Raw genomic sequence first — 21,580 nt, 5'->3', positions numbered from 1 at the left:
ATGATTCAATTAAGTATACAAATAGGGCATCTTCACCCGCTTTTCGTTCACTTGCCCATTGGTATTATTATGCTTGCCTTTATCTTAGAAGTATATGGTAGAATAAGAGCAAAAAAATCTTTTAGTGAGGTGGTTGAATTCACGCTATTAGTTGCGGGTATTACGGCATTATTGTCTTTAGGTACAGGTTGGCTTTTAGGCGAAGAAAGTGGCTATGATGAAGATTCACTTTTTTTACATAGATGGATGGCGGTAGCCTTTACCGTTACTACAGTATTACTTTATTTAGTGAAGCGCAGTAAAATAGGTTGGGTAAGCAAAACGTACATTCCAATGTTCTTGACGGTACTTGGCTTAATTAGCCTAACTGGACATTTTGGTGGGAACATGACCCATGGTGAGGATTATTTATTTATTGAGGAGCAAGAAGAAATTGTTATAACCAATATACAGGAAGCTCAAGTTTATGCTCAAGTGATTCAGCCAATATTAGATGATAAATGTGTTAGCTGTCATAATGCTAACAAAGCAAAGGGAGGCTTGTTAATGAGTAATCCTAACGAGATAACTAAGGGTGGAGATAGCGGCAGTCTTTTCGATACCATTTCTGGAGAAGAACATTCATTATTTTTAACGCGAGTTCATCTTCCTTTGGAGAATGAAGACCACATGCCGCCAAAAGGTAAGGTTCAATTGACCGATAATGAAAAAGCATTGTTAGAGTGGTGGATAGAAAATAAAAATTGTTTTGAATGTAAAGTAAACGAACTGCCAAGAGAAGAGAAAATGATTGCCGTTTTATCTTCGTTAGAAAAAGATACTTCTGCTATTGCGGTATTAGCCAAAGAAGCACAAGAAGTGCCAAAAGGATGGATACTAGGAGTTAGAAGTGCAGGTGTATCTGTACAGACTCTATCTGCAAAAAATCATTTAATAGCTGTTTCTATGGCTAGTATGGATTCAATAACCGCGGATCAATTAGAGCTGCTAGAAGAGTATGCTCCTAATATTATTGAGATGGATTTTGGATTCAGTAATTTTAATGACGAGCTAATGTCTAGCTTAAGTCCGTTCAAAAATCTACTTAAATTGAAGTTGCAACATACCAAGGTAACGGATGCTATTAGTGAAGAATTAAACGAATTTGAGTTATTAGAATCTTTAAATCTTTATGGTACTGCCATAACCGATAAATTGATATTTAAGTTAAAGGATAATAAAAAGCTTCAGAATATATATTTATGGAAAACAGATGTAAGTACAGACGGGTTAGCCCAACTCCAAAAAGACTTACCTGGTATCACTATACAGCAAATAGGAGCTGATGTTTTTGAGGCAACTGTTTTAGATCCGCCAACTATTATTAGTGAGGCTAGTTTTTTTTCCGATAGTTTAAAAATCAGTATAGAAAGTCTTTTTGACGGTACGGATGTATATTATACGCTGGATGGCACTGTACCTACAGAATCATCTTTGAAGTATGACAACGATATTATTTTAACAACTACCGCTAATGTAAAGGCAATAGCGGTGAAGAAGGAGTGGGAGCCAAGTTTTGTAACGGAAAGAACGTTTATCAAGAATAATATCGCTTACGCAAATGTAAATCTACTGTCGACCCCTAACGAAAAATATAAAGGACAAAAAGGTAAAACCTTAATGGATCAAAAACGTGGTTCTACAAATTTCGTGGATGGTAATTGGCTAGGTTTTGAAGGTAAACATCTAGATGCTATAGTAGAATTAAAGGAACAAAATTCAATTTCCAAAGTATCTATAGGAGCATTGTCTGCACCTGCCAGTTGGATTTTTTATCCAACTGCATTTGTAGTATCTGTTTCAAATGATGGTACCAGTTTTAAAGAGATTGGCAGAAAGAATATGGGAGAAGAAGATCCAAATGCAGAAGTAAAACTTACTTTTTTCGATTTAGATGTTACGCCAACCAATGCCAAGTACGTAAAGGTTTCCATTAAAAGCCCATTAAAGAACCCTAATTGGCATACAGATCCAGGTGGTAAAAGCTGGATTTTCATTGATGAGGTGGTGCTAAATTAAATTTTGTCTATCCATACTGCTAAATCTTATAAAAGATGAAAAAATATAATATGATTACTAAATTGAATTGTTTACTCGTACTATCAATTTTTATTGGACAGCAGATAATAGGTCAAAATGCTAATGTAAAAGAGTCTATTCAACCAAATATCATTTTAATATTTACGGATGATCAAGGCTATAATGATGTAGGTGTTTTTGGTGCCGATGATATTGAAACCCCGAATCTTGATCAAATGGCAAAAGATGGGGCAAAGCTTACTAATTTTTATGCCGCCCAAGCAGTTTGTTCAGCATCTAGAGCTGGAATCTTAACTGGCAGTTACCCAAACAGAATAGGCGTACATAATGCTTTTATGCCTAATAGTAAGGTTGGGTTAAACCCAAGTGAAACTACCCTTGCCGAAATGTTGAAAGATAATGGATACGCTACCGCTATTTTTGGGAAATGGCATTTAGGCGATGCACAAGAATTTATGCCGAATAATCAAGGTTTTGATGAGTATTTTGGAATACCATATTCTAATGATATGTGGCCCTTGCATCCACAACAGGGACCTATTTTTGATTTTGGACCTTTACCTTTATTTGAGAATGAAAAAGTGATAGATACGCTTACGGATCAAACGAATCTTACCACCAGAATTACAGAGCGTAGTGTAGATTTTATAACAAGGAATAAAGATAATCCGTTCTTTTTGTATGTTCCGCATCCACAGCCACATGTGCCTCTTTTTGTCTCCGATAAATTTAAAGGTAAATCCAATCGAGGACTTTATGGTGATGTAATTATGGAGTTAGATTGGTCTGTTGGTGAAATTATCAAGTCAGTAGAGAAAAATGGTTTAACTGAGAATACAATTATCATTTTCACTTCAGATAATGGACCCTGGTTAGCATACGGAAATCATTCTGGTAGTGCTTTGCCATTTAGGGAAGGTAAAGGAACCGGATGGGAAGGCGGACAACGAGAACCTTTCTTAATTAAATATCCAGAGAAAATAGAAGCAGGTATAACTATTGATGCTCCTGTTATGGCAATTGATATACTGCCTTCTATAGCAGAGGTGACGAATGCAGCGCTACCAAATAATATAATAGATGGCAAAAGTGCATGGAGCCTTTTTATCGGAAAAACAGATGAAAGCCCCCAAGAGGCGTATTTCTTTTATTATAGGATTAATGAATTGTTTGGCGTTAGGTATGGTAAATGGAAATTATATTTTCCACATAGGTATAGAACAATGAATGGTCAAGAGCCGGGAAAAGATGGTTTGCCTGGTAATTATAAGATGATAGATTTAAACCAAATAGAATTGTATAATTTGGAAACCGACATTAGCGAAACAATGGATGTTGCAGCAAAGAACCCCAAGGTAGTCGCTACCATTCAAAAGTTGGCAAATGATATGCGAAATAGACTGGGAGATTTTCTCTTGGATATAGAAGGTACCGAGAATAGATTACCTGGTAGAATAGACTAATTCATTTCTAATTTATCTAACAGCTGTAATTGCTACTTTTGAAGTTCAAAGAACTGAAGTGCATCATTGTTGTTTCCTACTAAATAATAATCCTTTTTATTATTGGTAATCGTTATTAGTTTTTTTGCGTCTTTAGCGGCATAAAAACCAATTTCTGAGCCACGCTTTGCGGTAAAGCTGCCTTTTCCATCACCTAATAACAAGACACCTGTGCCAGCGTCGTTTCTAGGGGTTTCTATTTCCGACACATATAAGTTACCTACAGCAAGAACATCTAACGACCCATCGCCATTAAAATCGCTTATAAGCATGTCGTTGAGGTTGGTTAACTGAGCTAAGTTTGGTAAGTTGGTCATTTTAAAGGTTCCATCACCAATATTCTCAATATAGACAGAAGCGAAAGTATCTGCGCTGTAATGCAACGAGTTCTTTAAATTTTCCTCGCCGTAAACATCTTTTAATTCCATGGATGCAAAAGCGTCATACTTTACAATTTTTTTCTTTAAATCTGGAATCTGCTCAGAGGAACAAGAAAAACCTCTAAGTGGGTAATGCTTTTCTTTGTTATAATAGCCTAGAACAATATCTGCGTTGCCATTGGCATCAAAGTCATTGTAATACACATCAAAAGGTTTGTCGGAGTTAGTTTTGTATTTGTAATTAAGACCTAAATTACCAGCTATATAATCCATATCGCCATCATTGTCAAAATCTCCTTGTTCTATGCTAAACCACCACCCGTAAGATGATTTAAAATCTTCCATTTCACGTTTTGATAAGCTTCCATTGTTGTTTTCGAAGATGGTGATAGGCATCCATTCACCAACTACAATTAAATCTAAATCACTGTCATTGTCATAGTCGCTCCAAATAGCATCGGTTACCATTCCCATGTTTAATAACTGTGGGGATAATGATTCTGTTTTGTTTGATAATTGTCCGTTATCATTAATAAGCAACATACTAGATGCCGGATTAGGATATTGCTGTGGTGTGTGTCTAGCGCCTATAAAAAGGTCCCAATCGCCATCACCATCATAATCTGCTGCTTTTACAGTAGAACCACTAATTCTAGCGCTATTTAAAATTGCACCTTTTTTAAAAATTCCATTACCTTGGTTTAGATAAATTCTGTCAGTGTAATGGAAATCGTTTTTTGGGTATTCGTTACCACCGCTTACCACATACAAATCTGTAAATCCATCATTATTAATGTCTACAAAAAGAGCGTCGATATCTTCATATGCCGCTTCTTTTTTCCAGAATGCCGTCTCAATTTCTTTGAAACTTCCATTTTGTTCTTGAACAAATAGAGAAGGGGATTGATTTGCGGCACCACCAATATAGAAATCATCTAAACCATCATTATTAATATCACCAGCAGTTAATGCTGGTCCGAACTGCGATAATTTATGAGGTAGTAAAATCTGTTTTTCAAAATCATCAAAGCTATTTTCTATATGGTTGAATTTAGCCGGAAATGATGAAGTCCTATCCGCAAAAAGGTATTTGGAAGATTCTTCTGTTTTCGGTGTTATTTTTTTAGAATCACTAGATGAAATTTTTAAGATTTGATTTGTCTGAATGTTCTTTTTACTAGTAATGTTTCCATTAGGCCATAGTACGGTAAGACTATCTATTTTATTAAGATTGTTTAGTCCAAAATGTAGGGTAGATTCACTTGTAGAATAGATGCCCCTAACATTGGTAGTTTCTAAAGTCTGCACACCTTGTGAGGTGTAAACTTGAACTCTAGCGCCAAAGGTAGGTTTGTGATTATCATCAACTAATTCAATTCTTAGAAAATTTCGGTCGTTAGCCGTTTCAGAGTTGTTTCTGTAAAAGAAAGCCTCGTTGTTGATGTTATTTACTACTAAATCTAAATCACCATCATTGTCAAAATCTGCATATGCAGAACCATTGGAAAATGATTCATCATCTAAACCCCATTCTTTTGAGCTGTTTTCAAATTCAAGTTCTCCTTTGTTTTTATAAGCATAGTTTCTTAAAGGTTGGGAAGGGACCATGCTTACTGCTTTTTCTAGGTCAACTACGTCCCATATACTTTTAATGTTCTGTGCATTAGGGTTTTTCTGAAGCCAATTTGCCCTAGTAGTATTTATGTAATTAGCTACGTTTTTATCAGCATCGGTATTTCTAATATCTCTTAGAAGACCGTTGGTTACATAGGTGTCTTTTAACCCGTCATTATCAAAATCAGCGATGAGGTTAGACCAGCTCCAATCGGTTGCTGCCATACCGGAAAATTGTGCAATGTTACTGAAGGTTTCATTACCGTTGTTAAGTTGTAACGTATTGTACATGTATTGGAAACCCCCACCATCTTCTACAACCTTCCAGAAAGAACCAATGTTCATTCCGCTCATGTTAGATTTTAATCTAAAGTTGTCTTCCGAGACCATGTCAAGTACAAAAATATCTAGGTTTTGGTCGTTGTTAATGTCCGCAACATCAACACCCATACTGTAATAAGAAGTCTGTTTTAAAGCACTTTTTTCAATACTGGAAAAAGTACCGTCTTGGTTGTTCAAAAATAAAAAATCTGGAGCATAAAAATCATTGGCAATATAAAGGTCTGTCCAGCCATCATTATTTATGTCACTTGCAGAAACAGCATTGGGGAATCCGGTTCTATCAATTCCTGCCAATTTAGAAACATCTTTGAAAGTGTCTCCGTTATTTTTATAAAGTTTTAATGCATATTCAGGTATAAGAAGATTGTCTGCATTGTGGTATTGCGAAAGACTACCAGGATTTGGTGGTTGCGTTAAAAGAAATAAATCTAACAACCCATCTTTATCATAATCTAAAAAAGTAGCATGTCTAGTTCTTTCAGTATTTGCTATCTGATATGTTTCTGCCTTTTCTTCAAATGTACCATCACCTTTGTTGACGTATAATAGGTTTCTTCGCCATTCAGGATTTTCATCATAAAGCTCTCTACTGACATAAATATCTAAATGTCCGTCATTATTAATGTCCGCAACAGTAACGCCGGTTGACCACCCGTCAAAATTTATGATACCCGCTTCTTCAGTCTTGTCAATGAAACTTAAATTGCCTTGGTTGATGTATAATTTGTCTGGCACCATATTGCCTGCAAAAAAAATATCTTGAAGCCCATCATTATTAAAGTCGCCAACACCAACACCAGCACCGCCATAGAAGTTGGCGTATGCAAAAATGTTTTTATCCTTATCGTCTTTTATACGGTTGTTAAAGTCGATTCCTGTTTCATCAGATTTTAGTAAAGTGAAAAGTTTTTCATTCACTTCAATTTCTTTAGTGGTAGTGTTACAGCATATTAGCAGTAAAGAACAGCAATAAAATAAAAGCCTGGTTTTCATGATTACAAGATACTATTTTACACAAAAAAAAGGAGAGTTTCCTCTCCTTTTCAAACTCAATATAAATTAACTCAACTATTATGAGAGGTTTCACTCAAAAACCTGTCGTAATATTGTTATTGTGCATCCCACCAAACTCTAGTGGTAAGAACATCTGGCCCTTGAGCTGCTACTGCAGCTGCATAATTATCAGGGTTAGTACTTTGTTCACTCTCAGAATACGTAAGTCTTCTTGGTATAGTACCGTTGGTAACATTACCAGGGTAGTTTACTGGGGTAAGATTAGGGAAACCTGATCTTCTCCAGTTAGAAAACGTTTCATATTCATTTAAGAATGTTGCTGCCCAATATTGGGTATTTATTTGCTCTATGGCATTTGCAGCATCATATGGGTTCGCAGTTAAATAAGCTGTAATGTCTTCATCAGCTATAACTGCATCTTCTCCATATAGAGATAAATGTTTCATAGCAGCGGTAACACCATTGTTATAATGTGTAGCAGCATCACCAGCAAGACCCCAACGTACATTTGATTCTGCTAACATAAATTCCACTTCGGCATATGTTTGGAAAATCATTGGAGTTGTTTCTCCTGTAATGATACTTCTATTTGGTTCTGCATAAGCATCTGTATTGTCCTCACCTGTTAACTCTAATAACATTGGTGAATCTAAACCATTAGGAAAACCTATTAAATCTTCAGGAGCAGTACTACCATCACTTCTTCTTGCTGCCAAAATTGGTAATCTTGGGTCATCACCACCTTGTAAAAAGTCAATGAAAGTCTTACTCATTCTTGGATTGCTGTCTGCTGTAAAAACTTCTCCTATTCCATTCTTGTTATCAGCATCATGTTGTAGGTAGAAAATGTCTTCATTTGAAGTCATTACTCCACCAGCAATTGCTTTGGTTGCCCATGCTTGAGATGCTGCTGGATCAACTTTTATCAATCTAAGACCTAAACGTAACATTAATGAATTTGCTAGTTTTTTCCATTTAGCTTGGTCACCTCCGTAAACTACATCTGCAGATCCAAATTCTGAAGTTCCAGTACCTAAAGCGGCAGCTGATTCTTCCAATTCTTTTAATAAATCTGGATATATTTCACTTTGTGCATCATACTTTGGAAGGAAAATACCGTCTATTACAGCTTTGCCAGCTTCACTATAAGGTACATCACCATATAGATCTGTTAGCCTTGAATATGCAAAAACACGCAATATTCTTACAATAGCCTTCATTTCTTCCGGGGCACTCTCTTCTTCTAATTGAAATTGCAAATCTTCTATAGATTTTATGGCGTTGCCATAATAACGATCTAATAAAGAAGAAGCATAGCCTCTGTTCCAAGTATATTTATCTCCACTCCAGTATCCTGCAGTTGTAGAAATATGCTGCATCATTGTAGATTGGTAAATCATACCAGCTCTCCAATTGTCATATCGCTCACTAGAGATAAATTTTATAATAGCAGTTAGCTTATTACTAGCTGCAACTTGACTTGGTTTGGTAGGATTGACATTCAATTCCTCAAAACCATCGTCACATGCACCAACAAAAAGTAGTGCGAACATTAGTATAAATATTGATTTTTTCATAGTTCTCTTTTAAAACTTTACATTGATAGTTAGACCATAACTTCTAGCTGAAGGAACCCCGAAATATTCTAAACCTTGAGAGTTACCTGCAGTATATGCACTTTCAGGATCGATGTTATCTACACTTCTTTTAATGTAAAATAAGTTAGAAGCGATAAGGGAAACATTTACATCTGTTAGGAATACATTATCCAAAGATTTCTTTGGTAATGAATACCCGATGCTCATTTGTCTGAATTTGATATAATCTGAATCTTCAACGAATTCTTCAGCGATATCATTTATTTCACCATAGTAAGTTTCTAAATCTTCTGGTGCAACAGTTGTTGTAAAAGGTTGCCCATTTGCAACATCAATACCTGAAACGGTTAAACCGTTTTCACGACCTTCTAAAGTGTTTTTATGTAATCCTGTTCCATAAAGTATAGTATTGGTTCCAGAAAAAATCTGACCACCAAATTTACCGTCGATCAAGAAATTTAAATTGAAATTCTTATATCTAAATGAGTTTGTGAAACCAACTGTTAATGGTGGTACACCTTCACCTAAAATTTTACGTTCACCTTCTACTGCTCTAGGAACACCATCACCATCTATTTCATAAATGATAGTACCGTTATCATCACGTTCGTAAGATACACCTACGATAGTACCGTAAGTTTCGCCTACGATATGTGTAATTCTAACATTTTGAGTTCTTGGCTCATCTAAATTAACATCAGAATCAACATTATCTGTAGCAACAACTAAACCTTCGTTGTAAGCACCGTTAATTGTCGTATTCCATGAAAAGTCTTTTGTTTGAATAGGAGTACCACTCAAAAGAAATTCAACACCTTTATTTGAAACCTTACCTAAGTTAGCACTTGCGCCAGAGAAACCAGAGTACTCAGAAGTGGCAACATTTACAATGTCATTTGTAGTTTCATTGTTATAGTAAGCGAAATCTAATGAAAGTCTGTTATTGAATAATCTCATATCCAAACCAATTTCAGTTTCGTTTTTACTGAATGCAACAAGATTTGCATTTGGTACTGTACTACCAGAAATTCTACCTAATGGTTGACCTTGAATAGGGTTTCCGAATATTTCATAAGTTAACGCAAGAGAATAAGGATCCTGAGCACCACCAGCAACTTCAGAATAACCACCTCTTAGTTTTAAGAAGCTTACGAAATTTGGTAAGTTCAAAGCATCTGATAAAATTAAACTAGCATTTATAGATGGATAAAAATCATCATTAGGCGTTGTCTTTCCAGGGAAAGATAAGGTAGAGAACCAGTCATTTCTACCTGTAAAAGTTACGTAAGCCCAACGATCGTAAGACAATTCTAATGAACCATATACAGAACCAATTTTTCTTTCAGAATATTCTCTGCTTCTTGATTGGCTAACAGTGTTACCTATATCCTCTAAACCAGGAACAATAAAATCATTACCACCTAAGAATAAGTTTTCAGATTTTACGTGGTTGTTGTTCGCTCCTACAAGAGCAGAAATTGCAAACTTGTCTGTAATGTTCTTTTCTGCAGCTAATATTAAATCAGCATCAACTTGGTTATATCTTCTTTCTTCTTCATTGATACCACCTAAAGGTTTGTATGCTGTACCAAATGGCTCTACAGATGTTCTTCTGATAATGTCATTATCTATACCAACTCTACCGGTTAGGGATAACCAATCTAATATATCATAACGTAAAGAAGTAGATGCTATAATTCTATTTCTTACATCTTGATTGTTGAAGTTATAAGCAGCAAAATATGGATTCGTAGAGAACGTGTTGTTTGAAAAGCCTCTTTCACTTCCATCAGGATTTGTTGATGGTTGTAATGTTGTTACATCAATATTACCTGGTAACAATGCAACTGAGAAGTTTGCGTTACCTGGTGAATCTGAAAGTCTAGGTCTATTCTGAACCTTTTCTATAATATATTTAGCATTAACGTTACTTGTAAGTTTCTCGCCTAAAATTGCACTAGAGTTAATAGAAAATGATTTTCTATTTAAACCTGCATTTGGCAATACATCTTCGTTTGTTAAGTCTGATGCAGAAAGTCTATACGTTAAGTTTTCAGAAGCATTGGTGATTGCTACAGTATTAATAAATGTAGAACCAGATCTGTAAAATTTATCTACATTATTACCTGTGTATGAGTATGGTCTAGAAACACCATCAAACTGAGGAGTACTAACACCGTCGTAAGCCTCACCCCAAGATGAAGTGCCTGCTTCAAGGGCAGCTTGCTGAGACCCTGGTCTTACACCTCTTACACCTTGACCGTATTCTCTTTGAAAGTCTTGTAAGTCGGTATTTACTTTATCAAAAGTTACCGAGCTACTAAATTCAACTCCAAAACCTTCTTGTCCTTTACCAGATTTGGTTGTAACTATAATTACACCACCTGCAGCACGAGAACCGTATAGTGCAGAAGCCGCACCACCTTTAAGAACAGAAATAGATTCGATATCATCAGGATTTAAACTAGAGATACCATCTCCACCATCAGATCCACCCCATAAACTAGCAGAACCATTGTTTCCATTACCTATAGGAATACCATCTACAACATATAAAGGTTGGTTATTACCAGATAATGAACTTGCTCCTCTAATTACAACTCTACTTGAACCAGCAGCACCTGTTGCATTTTGAGAAATGTTCACACCCGCAATTTTACCTTGTAATGAGTTGATTGCGTTTGGTGTTTTAACCGTAGAAATTTCATCGGCATCAACCTCTGTTAAAGAATAACCTAATGCTTTGGTTTCTTTACGAATACCTAAAGCCGTTACTACAACTTCATCTAATTCGCTAGCATCTTCAGCGATTGAAGTGTTTACTGTTGACCTTCCATTAACGCCAACTTCCTTAGTCTTGTACCCTAAAGAGGAGAAAACTAATGTTGCGTTTGCATCAACGCTAATTGCATAATTACCATCAAAATCGGTAGAAGTTCCGTTCGATGTGCCTTTTTCAACTACGTTAACACCCGGCAAAGGTGATCCTGTATCATCTGTGACAACACCGGATACGTTTTTATCTTGACCTGTTACTCCTTGAAAAAAAAGCAGTAATGTAATGGTCAAAAAACTTAAGAATTTTTTGTTCATAAATGATTGAGTTTAGTTAGTTTGTATAAAATACGAGGATAAGTTGAGCTATATTCCATCTAATGTTCAAAAATTTCGACTAATAACTATTGTGATAAGCTTAACAACGTGTTAATAAAAAGTAAATTTTTAAATATTAAACATTAATCATGGGTTTTGTGATGCACTAATAACACGCCATTGGTCATCTGTTATAGCAGGTCCATCGAAGAAAGAAACACCTTTTGCACCATTGCTTTTAGCTTGGTAAATAGCTTCTTTTAATTGCTCAGGGGTCATTTCTGGTACATAAATTCCGGTATGTAGTTCTGTATCTTTTCCTTTTAAATCTTCAACACCTTGTTTAGTAGCATACCCGATCCAATCTATTTCTTCGTTGTAGAATACATTGTAAATCATTGGTAATACGGCATCTACTTGCCATTTATCCCATCGTTGGCGTACCATGTGATCTGCCATTTCTGGATAAGGAAATACGGCGGCGGTTAATTGTTTGCCATTCTCATGTGTAATTTTGTATGCCTCGTCAACAATAGCTTTAACCTTATTCAATCTAAAATTTTTCCATTCCATATCTATCGCAGGATTGCTGAAATCCTTAGGATTCTTATGGTGTTCTTTTTCAAATTCTGACGTACAAACATCACAATAGCAGAAGTCATATCTCGCTAATTCTGTCTCTTGCTTTAAATCATATTTGGGTAACAAACCAATTGGAAGGAAAATATCGGAATATCTAATATAATCTAAATGGAAACTAGCTACGCCTTCTACTTTAGCTAGACCTTCTATTAAGCTAAGTACATGTTCGCGCGATTCTTTTCTGGTTGGGCAAAGCCATTTGTAATAACCAACATAAGGTGGTTCGTCAAAACAAGATTTTCCATCTCTACTTACAGCGTACCATTCTGGGTGTTGTTCCGCAATTTTATCTCCGGGGCGGTTCATGGTAAACATCCAAGCATGTACTTCTAAATTATGCTTTTTTGCAATAGGTACAAGTCTAGCAAGTAATTCTGGATCTCCATACGTGTTTATTAAAATAGCATCTAGACCATTGTCTCCATACTTTTTAAATTCTTCATCAAAAGATTCGTCGGTTCTAGTTTTTTCGGCAGTAACCCAAGTCCATAATTTAAATGATTCTTCTTTGATCGTAGAAGATTTTTCAGTAGTTGAGGATGCTGTTTTTTCTTTTTTTGATTCGCATGAAATAGTCAAGGCGAATACAAAAAGGACTATAAATTTTAAAAGTTTAGTTGGTTGTATCATTATATGTTTCGAATTTTCCGTCTGTGTGTATGACTAGTTTTTTGTTGGTGAATGGGCTTTTGATCCAAATGTCAAAACCAAAATTATTCTTTTCTAAAATAGCGGTAACTGACTTTCCTAATATTAGTTTAGACTCTTTTTGAAGAATCCCTTTTTTTAAAATCCACCCATCTTCGGTGCTATTTTTATTTATTTGATTTCTATATAATTCATACAAATACCATTTAATATGCTCGTCTTCTGGTATGGTGAAATCAGTAGTAGCTCCCATTGAATTTTTATCAAAATAGACATAACCCCAATGTTCTGGCTCATGCATATTAATAACACCTTGTGGAGACCATACCCAGTTGTATTCTGGTAAAAACTTGCCTGATGGGTCTTTTTTTCTACTATAACGACCATTTTTAAGATCAAAGTCCCAATTTACACGCGAAAAATTCATTCTCCAAAAGTCATTTTCTGGTATATTGGTGGTTCCCCCCGGGGCAGTTGTAAATGACCAAGGAATAGCAATTTCTATAGTCCAGCCTTCGTCTATGTCAGTAGAATTATTCAAAGTTCCTTGTACTTGAACAGCTGATTTTAAGCCTTTAAAATCCCATCCATCCATAATATAACCGTTATTTCTATAAGGTTTAGATAGGTATAGGTCCCAAATTGTATTTAGAGCGTTCATTTCAAACTCATAATAATTATGAGTGTCGCCATCTGGGTCAAAAAAGATTTCAAAATCATTATTGTAAAAAATAATGGTGTCTTTCTGTTTTAAGGTAGCCCAAACATGAGGTTCTTTTAATTTTACAAAGAAATAAATATTGGCATCGTCCCAAAGCATTTTAAACTTTGTTTCGTATGTTGGTTTTTTAACCCCTTCTATATCTATAAAGTTGCTGGACCATGCTGTTTTTTGCCATGAAGATTCGTTCATTTTACCATCAATTTTAATATTTTCAATGGTGTTATGAGCCACGTAAGTTCTTGGTGTTTCTTGTGCTAGCATTGAAATAGCACCTAAGTATAACATAAACAATAGTAGTGCTACTGCCTTTTTAGCTTTCAATGATTTTTTATTGAAAATTTCCATAATCTTATTTTTTAGCACTTAACTTCTTTAAAATCAACAACTCCGAGATTTTTTCAATCTTTTTTTTATCGATTTAATATGAGATGAAGTTTGAATAATGTTGAATTTTAATCAATCAACTTAACCCTTTTATTAAGCTCATTTTAAAATGAAGCTGTGCAAATGTTGTTTTTAAGTACATTTAACAACATATTTGAGTTTTCGTTATTCTGTATATTTAGATTGAATATTTTCATAATTATTAGTAATCTGAATATTTTTAGCCTAACAACTTAAGATTAGTGCCCAACGTCATATTATTGAAAAGTATTAGAGTTTTTAAAACCTATGGATGTTAGATTAAGAAAGTTTTTAAGTAGGCCTAAGTTCTTTGGCACAAGTGAGATAAAACCTTGGCATCATATTTTGTTTTGGTTGGTCTATTTTGTCTTCAATACTTTTCGTTGGACTTTTATTCACGATGATTTTTTACTTTCCTTACGTACCAATTTAATTGGTTTTCCTATACATATGTTCTTGGCGTATTTAAACGCGTATTATTTAATGCCAAAATTTATATACACTAAAAAATATGTTCAGTATACAATATGTATTCTTGCATCATTGTTTGTAATGTTATTGGCCAAATATAATCTTACTTATTATTTGGTAAGTACTAATGTAATGCCAGAGGGCTTAGAGGTTATTAACTCTTTAACAATTGGTTATGCGGTACAAACCATGATCGGTGAGGTCTATGTAATATCGTTTTTTACAGCTATAAAATTAACGGTAGATTGGCTTAGGGAGAGTAGTAAGCTTCATGATTTGGAAAAACGACAATTGAAAACCGAGCTTCGTTTTTTAAGGTCTCAAGTATCTCCACATTTTTTCTTTAATACCTTGAACAATATATACTCTTTGACTTTGGAGAAATCTGACCAAGCTCCAGAGGTCATCTTAAAGTTGTCTGAACTTATGAGGTATTTGTTATATGCCACTAAAAAACAGCGACAAGATTTAACAAGTGAAATCAATTGTATTAGAAATTACATAGATTTGGAACGTATTCGTTTTGATGATTCTTTAAAGATAGATATGAATATTTCTGGTAATCTAGATAATTGTAAGATTCCACCTATGTTATTAATACCTCTTATAGAAAACTGTTTTAAACACGGTGCAAGTAAAAATATAGGTGAGATGAAAATTAAAATTGATATAAAAGTAGATGAGTTTTTTATGGATTTTAAAGTCTCTAATTCCATACCAAATGTCAATAAAGAATTTGTTTATCCTGTAAATAGAGGTGGTATAGGTCTCTCTAACGTTAAAAAACGTTTGGAGTTGGGATATGGTAAAAATGATTATGATTTAAAAATTTTCGAAGAAAATAAAATGTTCAACGTTTTTTTAAAGCTAAAGGTAATATGATTTTGAAAGTGATAGTAGTAGATGATGAGCCATTGGCAGTAAATGTGATTAAAAATTATATACTTCGTGTTAAAGAATTGCAGTTAGAAGGCACTTTTTCCAATGCCTTAGATGCGTCCACCTTTTTAAGGGATAACGAAGTGGATATTATGTTCTTGGATATTAATATGCCATTTTTAGACGGACTAGAGTTTTTGAGTACCCTTCATAAAAAACCTTTTGTCATTATGACTACTGCTCATGAAGAGCATGCACTTAAAAGTTTTGAGCTTGAAGCTATAGACTATTTGGTGAAACCAATTTCATTACCAAGATTCTTTAAATCTGTAGATCGTGTAATTGGTTTAAAGAAAGGTGCCAATAATGGTACATCAGATAAAGATGAAAAGCCTTCTATTTTTGTAAAAGTGGATAAAAAGAAATTACAGAAGATTTATCTAGATGAAATAATGGTGATAGAAAGTCTCAAAGATTACATCAGAATTATAACACCAACATCAAAGTACATTATCCATAGAACATTAAGTAGTTTTACTGATGAACTGCCAGGAGATAATTTTATTAGGATCCATAGGTCTTATACCATTGCTGTAGACAAAGTAAGCGTGGTTGAAGGTAATAGTGTAGAAATTGGCGGTATCAGATATACCATTGGTAGAAGCTATTTGACAGATGCGAAAAGTAGAATATTAAATAACCTGACTGACTAAACATCTAGTTCAATCAACTACATATTTAATTTATTGTGAGCGAGTTATTTAAGTTTAAACAGTTTGATATAAATCAAGACCGTTGTGCTATGAAAATTGGTACAGATGGCGTTCTGCTAGGTGCGTGGGCTAACCTAGATAACGCTCCTGAGACTATTCTGGATATTGGTACTGGTACTGGGGTAATTGCATTAATGTTGGCGCAAAGAAATGCGGCAGAGGTAATTGATGCTATTGAGATAGATGCAGCTGCTTATGAACAATGCGTTGAAAATTTCGAATCATCACCATGGGGAGATAGATTGTATTGTTATCACGCTGGTTTAGATGAATTTGTTGATGAGATTGACGATAAGTACGATTTAATTGTCTGTAATCCTCCATTTTATTCAGAAACAGTTACATCTGGTAATTTGCAACGAGATCAGGCAAGGCAGAATGAGTTTTTACCTTTCAGTGAATTGTTAGAAGGAGTTTCTAAATTGTTATCTGACAATGGTACTTTCGCCACCATTATACCTTTTAAAGAAAAAGAGTCGTTTATTAAAATAGCTACTGAATTAGGTTTGTTTGTAAACGAATGTCTTCATGTAAAAGGTAACCCTACAGCAGAAATTAAGCGTACGTTGTTATCCTTCTCACGAAATGATTCACCAAGTAAGGTGACTGATTTAATAATTGAAACAGACCGACATGTTTATACTACTGACTATGTGGAGCTGACTAAAGACTTTTATTTAAAAATGTAACTTTAGTGTTGTATATTGTTATATTTCTTTAATTATCTTTGATAAAAGCATTGTTATGAGACCAGATTTATTTGAAGCACCAGATTATTACAATTTAGACGATTTACTATCTGAAGAACATTTGTTGGTACGCGATGCTGCGCGCCAATGGGTGAAAAGAGATGTATCTCCTATTATTGAAGAATATGCCCAAAAAGCAGAATTCCCGAAGCAGATTATTAAAGGTCTTGCAGAAATTGGTGCTTTTGGTCCTTACATACCAGAAGAATACGGTGGAGCAGGGTTAGATCAAATTAGCTACGGACTTATCATGCAAGAAATTGAAAGGGGGGATAGTGGTGTTCGTTCTACGGCTTCTGTACAATCATCATTGGTCATGTATCCTATTTACACTTATGGTACAGAGGAACAACGTAAGAAATATTTACCAAAATTAGCTTCAGGTGAATGGATTGGGTCATTTGGATTAACAGAACCTAACCACGGTTCTAATCCAAGTGGTATGGAAACTAAATATAAAGATATGGGAGACCATTATCTTTTAAATGGTGCCAAGCTTTGGATTTCTAATTCACCTTTCTGTGACATTGCCGTTGTATGGGCAAAAAATGAAGAAGGGCGTATTCATGGATTAATTGTTGAGCGTGGTATGGAAGGATTTACAACACCTGAAACACATAACAAATGGTCATTAAGAGCTTCAGCTACTGGTGAGTTAATATTTGATAATGTAAAAGTGCCTAAAGAGAATCTTTTGCCAAATAAATCAGGTTTAGGAGCTCCATTAGGATGTTTGGATTCTGCTAGATTTGGAATATCATGGGGTGCAATTGGTGCCGCAATGGATTGTTATGATACTGCCTTAAGATATGCAAAGGAACGTGTACAATTCGGGAAACCTATTGCAGCTACACAATTGCAACAAAAGAAATTGGCAGAAATGATAACTGAAATTACCAAGGCGCAATTACTGGCGTTTAGATTGGGACAATTAAAGAATCAAGGTAAAGCTACTTCTGCGCAAATATCAATGGCGAAAAGAAATAATGTAGAGATGGCTATAAAAATAGCTCGCGAAGCAAGACAAGTATTAGGTGGTATGGGTATTACCGGTGAGTACAGTATTATGAGGCATATGATGAATTTAGAAAGTGTTATTACTTATGAAGGTACGCACGATATTCATTTATTAATTACAGGTGCCGATATTACGGGAATGCCTGCTTTTCAATAAATTAACAGTTTGCTGTAATAGGCTTAACATACCATACGAAAACAAAAATTATCTTTGAACTGCACGGGTAAGATGTGTGTATGTTTTTTGAAATAAGCTATAGCCGATGGGAGCATCGGCTTTTTTTATACTTAATTTTTAGTAGAAAGAAACTCACTAAACCATTTTCCAGATTCTTTGATAGTCCGTTTCAAGGTATTAAAATCAATATGTACGAGACCAAATCTTGGAAAATAACCTTCTGCCCACTCGAAATTATCTGTAAAGGTCCAAACAAAATAACCATGTACATTTAATCCTTCTTTCTTAGCTTTAAAAACTTGATTTAAATACTGCTGAAGAAAGTTTAAACGGTCAGTATCTGCTATACCGCCTTTTACTACTTTGTCTTTAAAAGCGGCGCCATTTTCTGTAATGATAATTTTCTTTATCTGTGGGTAATCACTGTACTTCTTAATCATATTATAAATACTAGGTGGATACATCTCCCAGTCCATTAGCGTAGTTTTTACATTTCGTGTGCTCGCTTTTATAATTTTTGCTCTTATGTATGGCACTAAAAGACTGTACTTGACTTTTTCCCTTGTATAATTTTGAATGCCGATGAAATCAAAATCGAACTTACAATTTGCCATATCAGTTGGTAGAATATATGGTTGTAGTTTCTTTAAAATAGATGCATCGTCAGTTGGGTATCCCAAGCCTAAAACGGGTTCAATGAACAATCGGTTTAATAGGGCATCAACCTTAATAGCTGTTTTTTTATCTCTTTTGTTTTGTCTGTACGGGTCAATTTGAGAACATGAAAAAGTGGATCCTATTTGTGCGTCAGGTATTAATTGGCGAAGTAATCTGCCGCCTTCAGCTTGGCAAAGAACTGCATGATGTGCTGCGGGCAAGAAATTTTTTAAACCTTTTTTCCCAGGAGCATGTACTCCTAGAAAATAACCGGCTCCAGTAAAAACCATAGGCTCGTTCAAAACCATCCAATGTTTTACTCGGTCGCCAAAAGTATTGGCACAGAGCGTTGTGAATTCCGAAAACCATTGAATAATAGTTCTATTGGTCCAACCTCCTTTCTCTTCTAGAGCTTGTGGTAAGTCCCAATGATAAAGCGTAATCCAAGGTGTTATTCCTTGTGCTAGGCAAAAATTGATAACGTCATTGTAGAATTGTAATCCCTTTTCATTCACAGTTCCAATACCATTAGGTAATACTCTTGCCCAAGATATTGAGAATCGATAGTTATTTATATTCATTGACTTCATCAACAGAATATCTTCTTTGTATTTATTGTAAAAATCACAAGTGGAATTGGCATTTTCCCCGTTATGAATCTTTTTCGGATTTTCGGTAAATTTGTCCCAAATGGATTGTCCTTTGCCATCAGAATCATGACCACCTTCAATTTGATAAGCAGCAGTAGACACTCCCCATGTAAAATTTTCCCCAAAATGGGATGCCTTCAGAAAAAACTCTTTTTGTTTTTTCAATTTGATACCGACCTTTCATTGCAGATTACAGAGGCTTCCTCTAATAGTTGAGAAACAATTTTGTCGGTAATATCTGGATAGTCCACTAAAACAGTAGAATCTGAATCTACCCATTTTTTTAATTTATCTAAATGTTTCTTCTTGAGAGATTTGATCATAGGTACTCCCATTTCTGATAAAGCTGCTGCATTACATTGTTGTTCATATTGCCCTTTCATTGGTATTACCAATAGTTTCTTTTGCATGAACAGACTTTCTGCGGGCGCTTCAAAACCAGCACCACATAAAACACCCTTGCTAGTAGCCATACTATTTATAAAGGCTTCATTGGTAATAGGTTTAATGTGAATGTTTTTACTGAAGTATTCATAGTTATTATGCTTTGAGAATACCTCCCATTTTGTGCTTTTCATTTGACTTAAAAAGTTCAATAATTTTTCATCACTGTATGAAGGAAGGTAGACAGTATAATGTTCACCTTTTGAAATTTCAGCAGAGCGTATGTCATTTCTAATAATGGGCGTATAAATGTTGGATTCATAAGATTTAAAATGAAGTCCAAATTGATGAGTAGTGGGGCATAATTATTCAAAATCCATTTACCCATTTTATCCTTTTTCTTAGGTTTTGGAGCTTGGGTAGATAATACAGCTGCTTGATGACTAAAACTATAGCATGGTTTGTTTTTTAATTTACATGCCCAAGCTGTAACAGGTTCAAAATCATTTATAATTAGATCATAATTTTCAATCGGTATACTTTTAATTTCTTTTTGCAAACGCATAGAATTTGCTTTGTAATAGGTCTTCCAAATGTCTACTCCACCTTTTTTGCCAAAAATAAAGCTCAAGCCTTTTAATTGATATTTAATAGGATAAGGTAGCTTGATGTCTGCCTGTATTCCACTAACCAATAGGTCTAATGAAATATTATGTTTTAAAAGCGCAGGAATTACATCGCGAGCCCTACTTAAGTGACCATTGCCCGTACCTTGTATTGCGTATAATACTTTCATTTGGTTGTTTGGGACATTCTACTAATTTTAAATTCTTCTAATAGACTAGCAAATAGTTCAGCTTTCTCTAAAACATAGGTTTCTTCCTTGATATCTTCTGTATGGTCAATTACCAATTGATCATCGAGGTAGGAGTATAGTTTCCATTCTCCCTCATAGTATTCTAAGGACGTTAAGTTCTCTATCCAGTCACCTGAATTTAAATAGGTGACCTCGCCTTTATCGGTTTTTATTTTACGTATTTCCGGTTGATGAATATGCCCGCATATCACGTAGTCATACCCATTTTCTATGGCAATTTCTGCTGCAATCTGTTCAAAATCGTTTATAAACTTCACGGCAGATTTTACGCCGTTCTTTATTTTTTTGGACATTGAGATAGGACCTTTACCCATTTTCTTGCTGATAAAGTTTATCGCTCTATTTAAAAGGATCAAGAAATCGTACCCTTTAGCACCTAGCTTTGCAACCCATTTGGAGTGTTGCATGGTAACATCAAAAACATCACCATGAAAAATCCACGCTTTTTTATCTTCCAAAGGAATCACCATTTTATTAACGATACTAAGAGAACCCATATTATTTCCTGAGAATTTCCTTAAGAGCTCATCGTGGTTACCGGTTATGTAATGAACGGGAATACCTTTGGCTACCCATTCAAGTAAAAGCTTTATCACCTTCATGTGAGATTTTGGCCAATAACGCTTGTTAAATTGCCAAATATCTACAATGTCACCATTGAGGATAATTTCTTTTGGCTTAATTGATTTTAAATATTTTAGAAGTTCTTTGGCGTGGCAACCATATGTTCCTAAATGAACATCAGATATGACTACGATGTCTATCGGTCTTTTTTTCATAAGTATAATGCAGGTTCCTTTTTCTTAATTTTTGACAGAAGTAGAATCAGCATATACTTGAAGTTTTTTACAAGAAAAGCTAAAATGAAAAAGGTCAATTTGATAGATTTCATATACTGAAACTT

The 21,580-nt window shown here is 34.8% G+C and carries 15 protein-coding genes; 6 read left to right on the top strand and 9 right to left on the bottom strand.

Going from position 1 to position 21,580, the window contains the following annotated elements; genetic code table 11:
• Entirely contained in the window at window positions 1-2,058 is a 2,058-nt protein-coding gene (locus P178_RS0104520) for a chitobiase/beta-hexosaminidase C-terminal domain-containing protein (RefSeq protein ID WP_027065100.1), read from the top strand.
• A 35-nt stretch (window positions 2,059-2,093) separates the two neighbouring features.
• On the top strand, window positions 2,094-3,542 hold the full coding sequence (locus P178_RS0104515) for a sulfatase (protein ID WP_027065099.1): 1,449 nt from the start codon (window positions 2,094-2,096) through the stop codon (window positions 3,540-3,542).
• Between the two features lie 32 nt (window positions 3,543-3,574).
• On the opposite strand, the gene P178_RS0104510 is transcribed toward P178_RS0104515, so the two are convergent.
• The 5 genes from P178_RS0104510 to P178_RS0104490 form a co-directional block, all read right to left on the bottom strand.
• On the bottom strand, window positions 3,575-6,835 hold the full coding sequence (locus P178_RS0104510; RefSeq protein WP_231500501.1) for a VCBS repeat-containing protein: 3,261 nt from the start codon (window positions 6,833-6,835) through the stop codon (window positions 3,575-3,577).
• Window positions 6,836-7,026: 191 nt separating this feature from the next.
• Window positions 7,027-8,508, bottom strand: a complete 1,482-nt coding sequence (locus P178_RS0104505) for a SusD/RagB family nutrient-binding outer membrane lipoprotein (RefSeq protein WP_027065097.1) — start codon at window positions 8,506-8,508, stop codon at window positions 7,027-7,029.
• 9 nt (window positions 8,509-8,517) lie between these two features.
• Entirely contained in the window at window positions 8,518-11,622 is a 3,105-nt protein-coding gene (locus P178_RS0104500; protein WP_027065096.1) for a SusC/RagA family TonB-linked outer membrane protein, read from the bottom strand.
• 147 nt (window positions 11,623-11,769) lie between these two features.
• A complete protein-coding gene (locus P178_RS0104495; RefSeq protein WP_036145710.1) occupies window positions 11,770-12,894 on the bottom strand; it encodes a family 10 glycosylhydrolase in 1,125 nt (374 codons plus the stop codon).
• Entirely contained in the window at window positions 12,878-13,981 is a 1,104-nt protein-coding gene (locus P178_RS0104490) for a carbohydrate-binding family 9-like protein (RefSeq protein ID WP_027065094.1), read from the bottom strand. Before P178_RS0104490 ends, P178_RS0104495 begins: the two co-directional genes overlap by 17 nt.
• A 327-nt stretch (window positions 13,982-14,308) precedes the next feature.
• Here P178_RS0104490 and P178_RS0104485 point away from each other — a divergent pair, with 327 nt between their 5' ends.
• The 4 genes from P178_RS0104485 to P178_RS0104470 are packed head-to-tail and all read left to right on the top strand — an operon-like array spanning window position 14,309 to window position 18,087.
• A complete protein-coding gene (locus P178_RS0104485) occupies window positions 14,309-15,394 on the top strand; it encodes a sensor histidine kinase (RefSeq protein WP_027065093.1) in 1,086 nt (361 codons plus the stop codon).
• Window positions 15,391-16,104, top strand: coding sequence for a LytR/AlgR family response regulator transcription factor (locus tag P178_RS0104480; protein WP_027065092.1), 714 nt, complete (start codon window positions 15,391-15,393; stop codon window positions 16,102-16,104). Before P178_RS0104485 ends, P178_RS0104480 begins: the two co-directional genes overlap by 4 nt.
• A gap of 35 nt (window positions 16,105-16,139) precedes the next feature.
• Window positions 16,140-16,853 (top strand): tRNA1(Val) (adenine(37)-N6)-methyltransferase, encoded by a 714-nt coding sequence (locus P178_RS0104475; RefSeq protein WP_027065091.1) that lies wholly within the window; start codon window positions 16,140-16,142, stop codon window positions 16,851-16,853.
• Window positions 16,854-16,908: 55 nt separating this feature from the next.
• Window positions 16,909-18,087, top strand: coding sequence for an acyl-CoA dehydrogenase family protein (locus tag P178_RS0104470; protein WP_027065090.1), 1,179 nt, complete (start codon window positions 16,909-16,911; stop codon window positions 18,085-18,087).
• A 131-nt stretch (window positions 18,088-18,218) separates the two neighbouring features.
• Here P178_RS0104470 and P178_RS0104465 read toward each other — a convergent pair whose 3' ends face one another.
• From P178_RS0104465 to P178_RS0104455, 4 genes are read right to left on the bottom strand one after another with little or no spacing between them, the layout of a single operon-like run.
• On the bottom strand, window positions 18,219-19,580 hold the full coding sequence (locus P178_RS0104465; protein ID WP_027065089.1) for a GH1 family beta-glucosidase: 1,362 nt from the start codon (window positions 19,578-19,580) through the stop codon (window positions 18,219-18,221).
• Window positions 19,577-20,068: a glycosyltransferase family protein gene (locus tag P178_RS23665; RefSeq protein ID WP_316930008.1), complete on the bottom strand. Its 492-nt coding sequence runs from the start codon at window positions 20,066-20,068 to the stop codon at window positions 19,577-19,579. Before P178_RS23665 ends, P178_RS0104465 begins: the two co-directional genes overlap by 4 nt.
• The gene (locus P178_RS23660) at window positions 20,008-20,595 is read right to left on the bottom strand and encodes a glycosyltransferase family protein (protein WP_316929985.1); all 588 of its coding nucleotides are present in this window, start codon (window positions 20,593-20,595) and stop codon (window positions 20,008-20,010) included. Before P178_RS23660 ends, P178_RS23665 begins: the two co-directional genes overlap by 61 nt.
• The gene (locus P178_RS0104455; RefSeq protein ID WP_027065088.1) at window positions 20,592-21,455 is read right to left on the bottom strand and encodes a UDP-2,3-diacylglucosamine diphosphatase; all 864 of its coding nucleotides are present in this window, start codon (window positions 21,453-21,455) and stop codon (window positions 20,592-20,594) included. The genes P178_RS23660 and P178_RS0104455 overlap by 4 nt, the downstream gene beginning before the upstream one ends.
• Between the last annotated feature and the right edge of the window lie 125 nt (window positions 21,456-21,580).

It is taken from the genome of Maribacter sp. Hel_I_7, assembly GCF_000688315.1.
Classification (GTDB): domain Bacteria; phylum Bacteroidota; class Bacteroidia; order Flavobacteriales; family Flavobacteriaceae; genus Maribacter; species Maribacter stanieri.
This window is presented reverse-complemented; position numbering and strand designations above follow the sequence as displayed.

Bases quoted from the DNA above. Each gene is read 5' to 3' on its own strand.
- P178_RS0104520 (WP_027065100.1), top strand. From the start codon at position 1: ATGATTCAATTAAGTATACAAATAGGGCATCTTCACCCGCTTTTCGTT.
- P178_RS0104515 (WP_027065099.1), top strand. From the start codon at position 2,094: ATGAAAAAATATAATATGATTACTAAATTGAATTGTTTACTCGTACTA.
- P178_RS0104505 (WP_027065097.1), bottom strand. From the start codon at position 8,508: ATGAAAAAATCAATATTTATACTAATGTTCGCACTACTTTTTGTTGGT.
- P178_RS0104500 (WP_027065096.1), bottom strand. From the start codon at position 11,622: ATGAACAAAAAATTCTTAAGTTTTTTGACCATTACATTACTGCTTTTT.
- P178_RS0104495 (WP_036145710.1), bottom strand. From the start codon at position 12,894: ATGATACAACCAACTAAACTTTTAAAATTTATAGTCCTTTTTGTATTC.
- P178_RS0104490 (WP_027065094.1), bottom strand. From the start codon at position 13,981: ATGGAAATTTTCAATAAAAAATCATTGAAAGCTAAAAAGGCAGTAGCA.
- P178_RS0104485 (WP_027065093.1), top strand. From the start codon at position 14,309: ATGGATGTTAGATTAAGAAAGTTTTTAAGTAGGCCTAAGTTCTTTGGC.
- P178_RS0104480 (WP_027065092.1), top strand. From the start codon at position 15,391: ATGATTTTGAAAGTGATAGTAGTAGATGATGAGCCATTGGCAGTAAAT.
- P178_RS0104470 (WP_027065090.1), top strand. From the start codon at position 16,909: ATGAGACCAGATTTATTTGAAGCACCAGATTATTACAATTTAGACGAT.
- P178_RS23660 (WP_316929985.1), bottom strand. From the start codon at position 20,595: ATGAAAGTATTATACGCAATACAAGGTACGGGCAATGGTCACTTAAGT.
- P178_RS0104455 (WP_027065088.1), bottom strand. From the start codon at position 21,455: ATGAAAAAAAGACCGATAGACATCGTAGTCATATCTGATGTTCATTTA.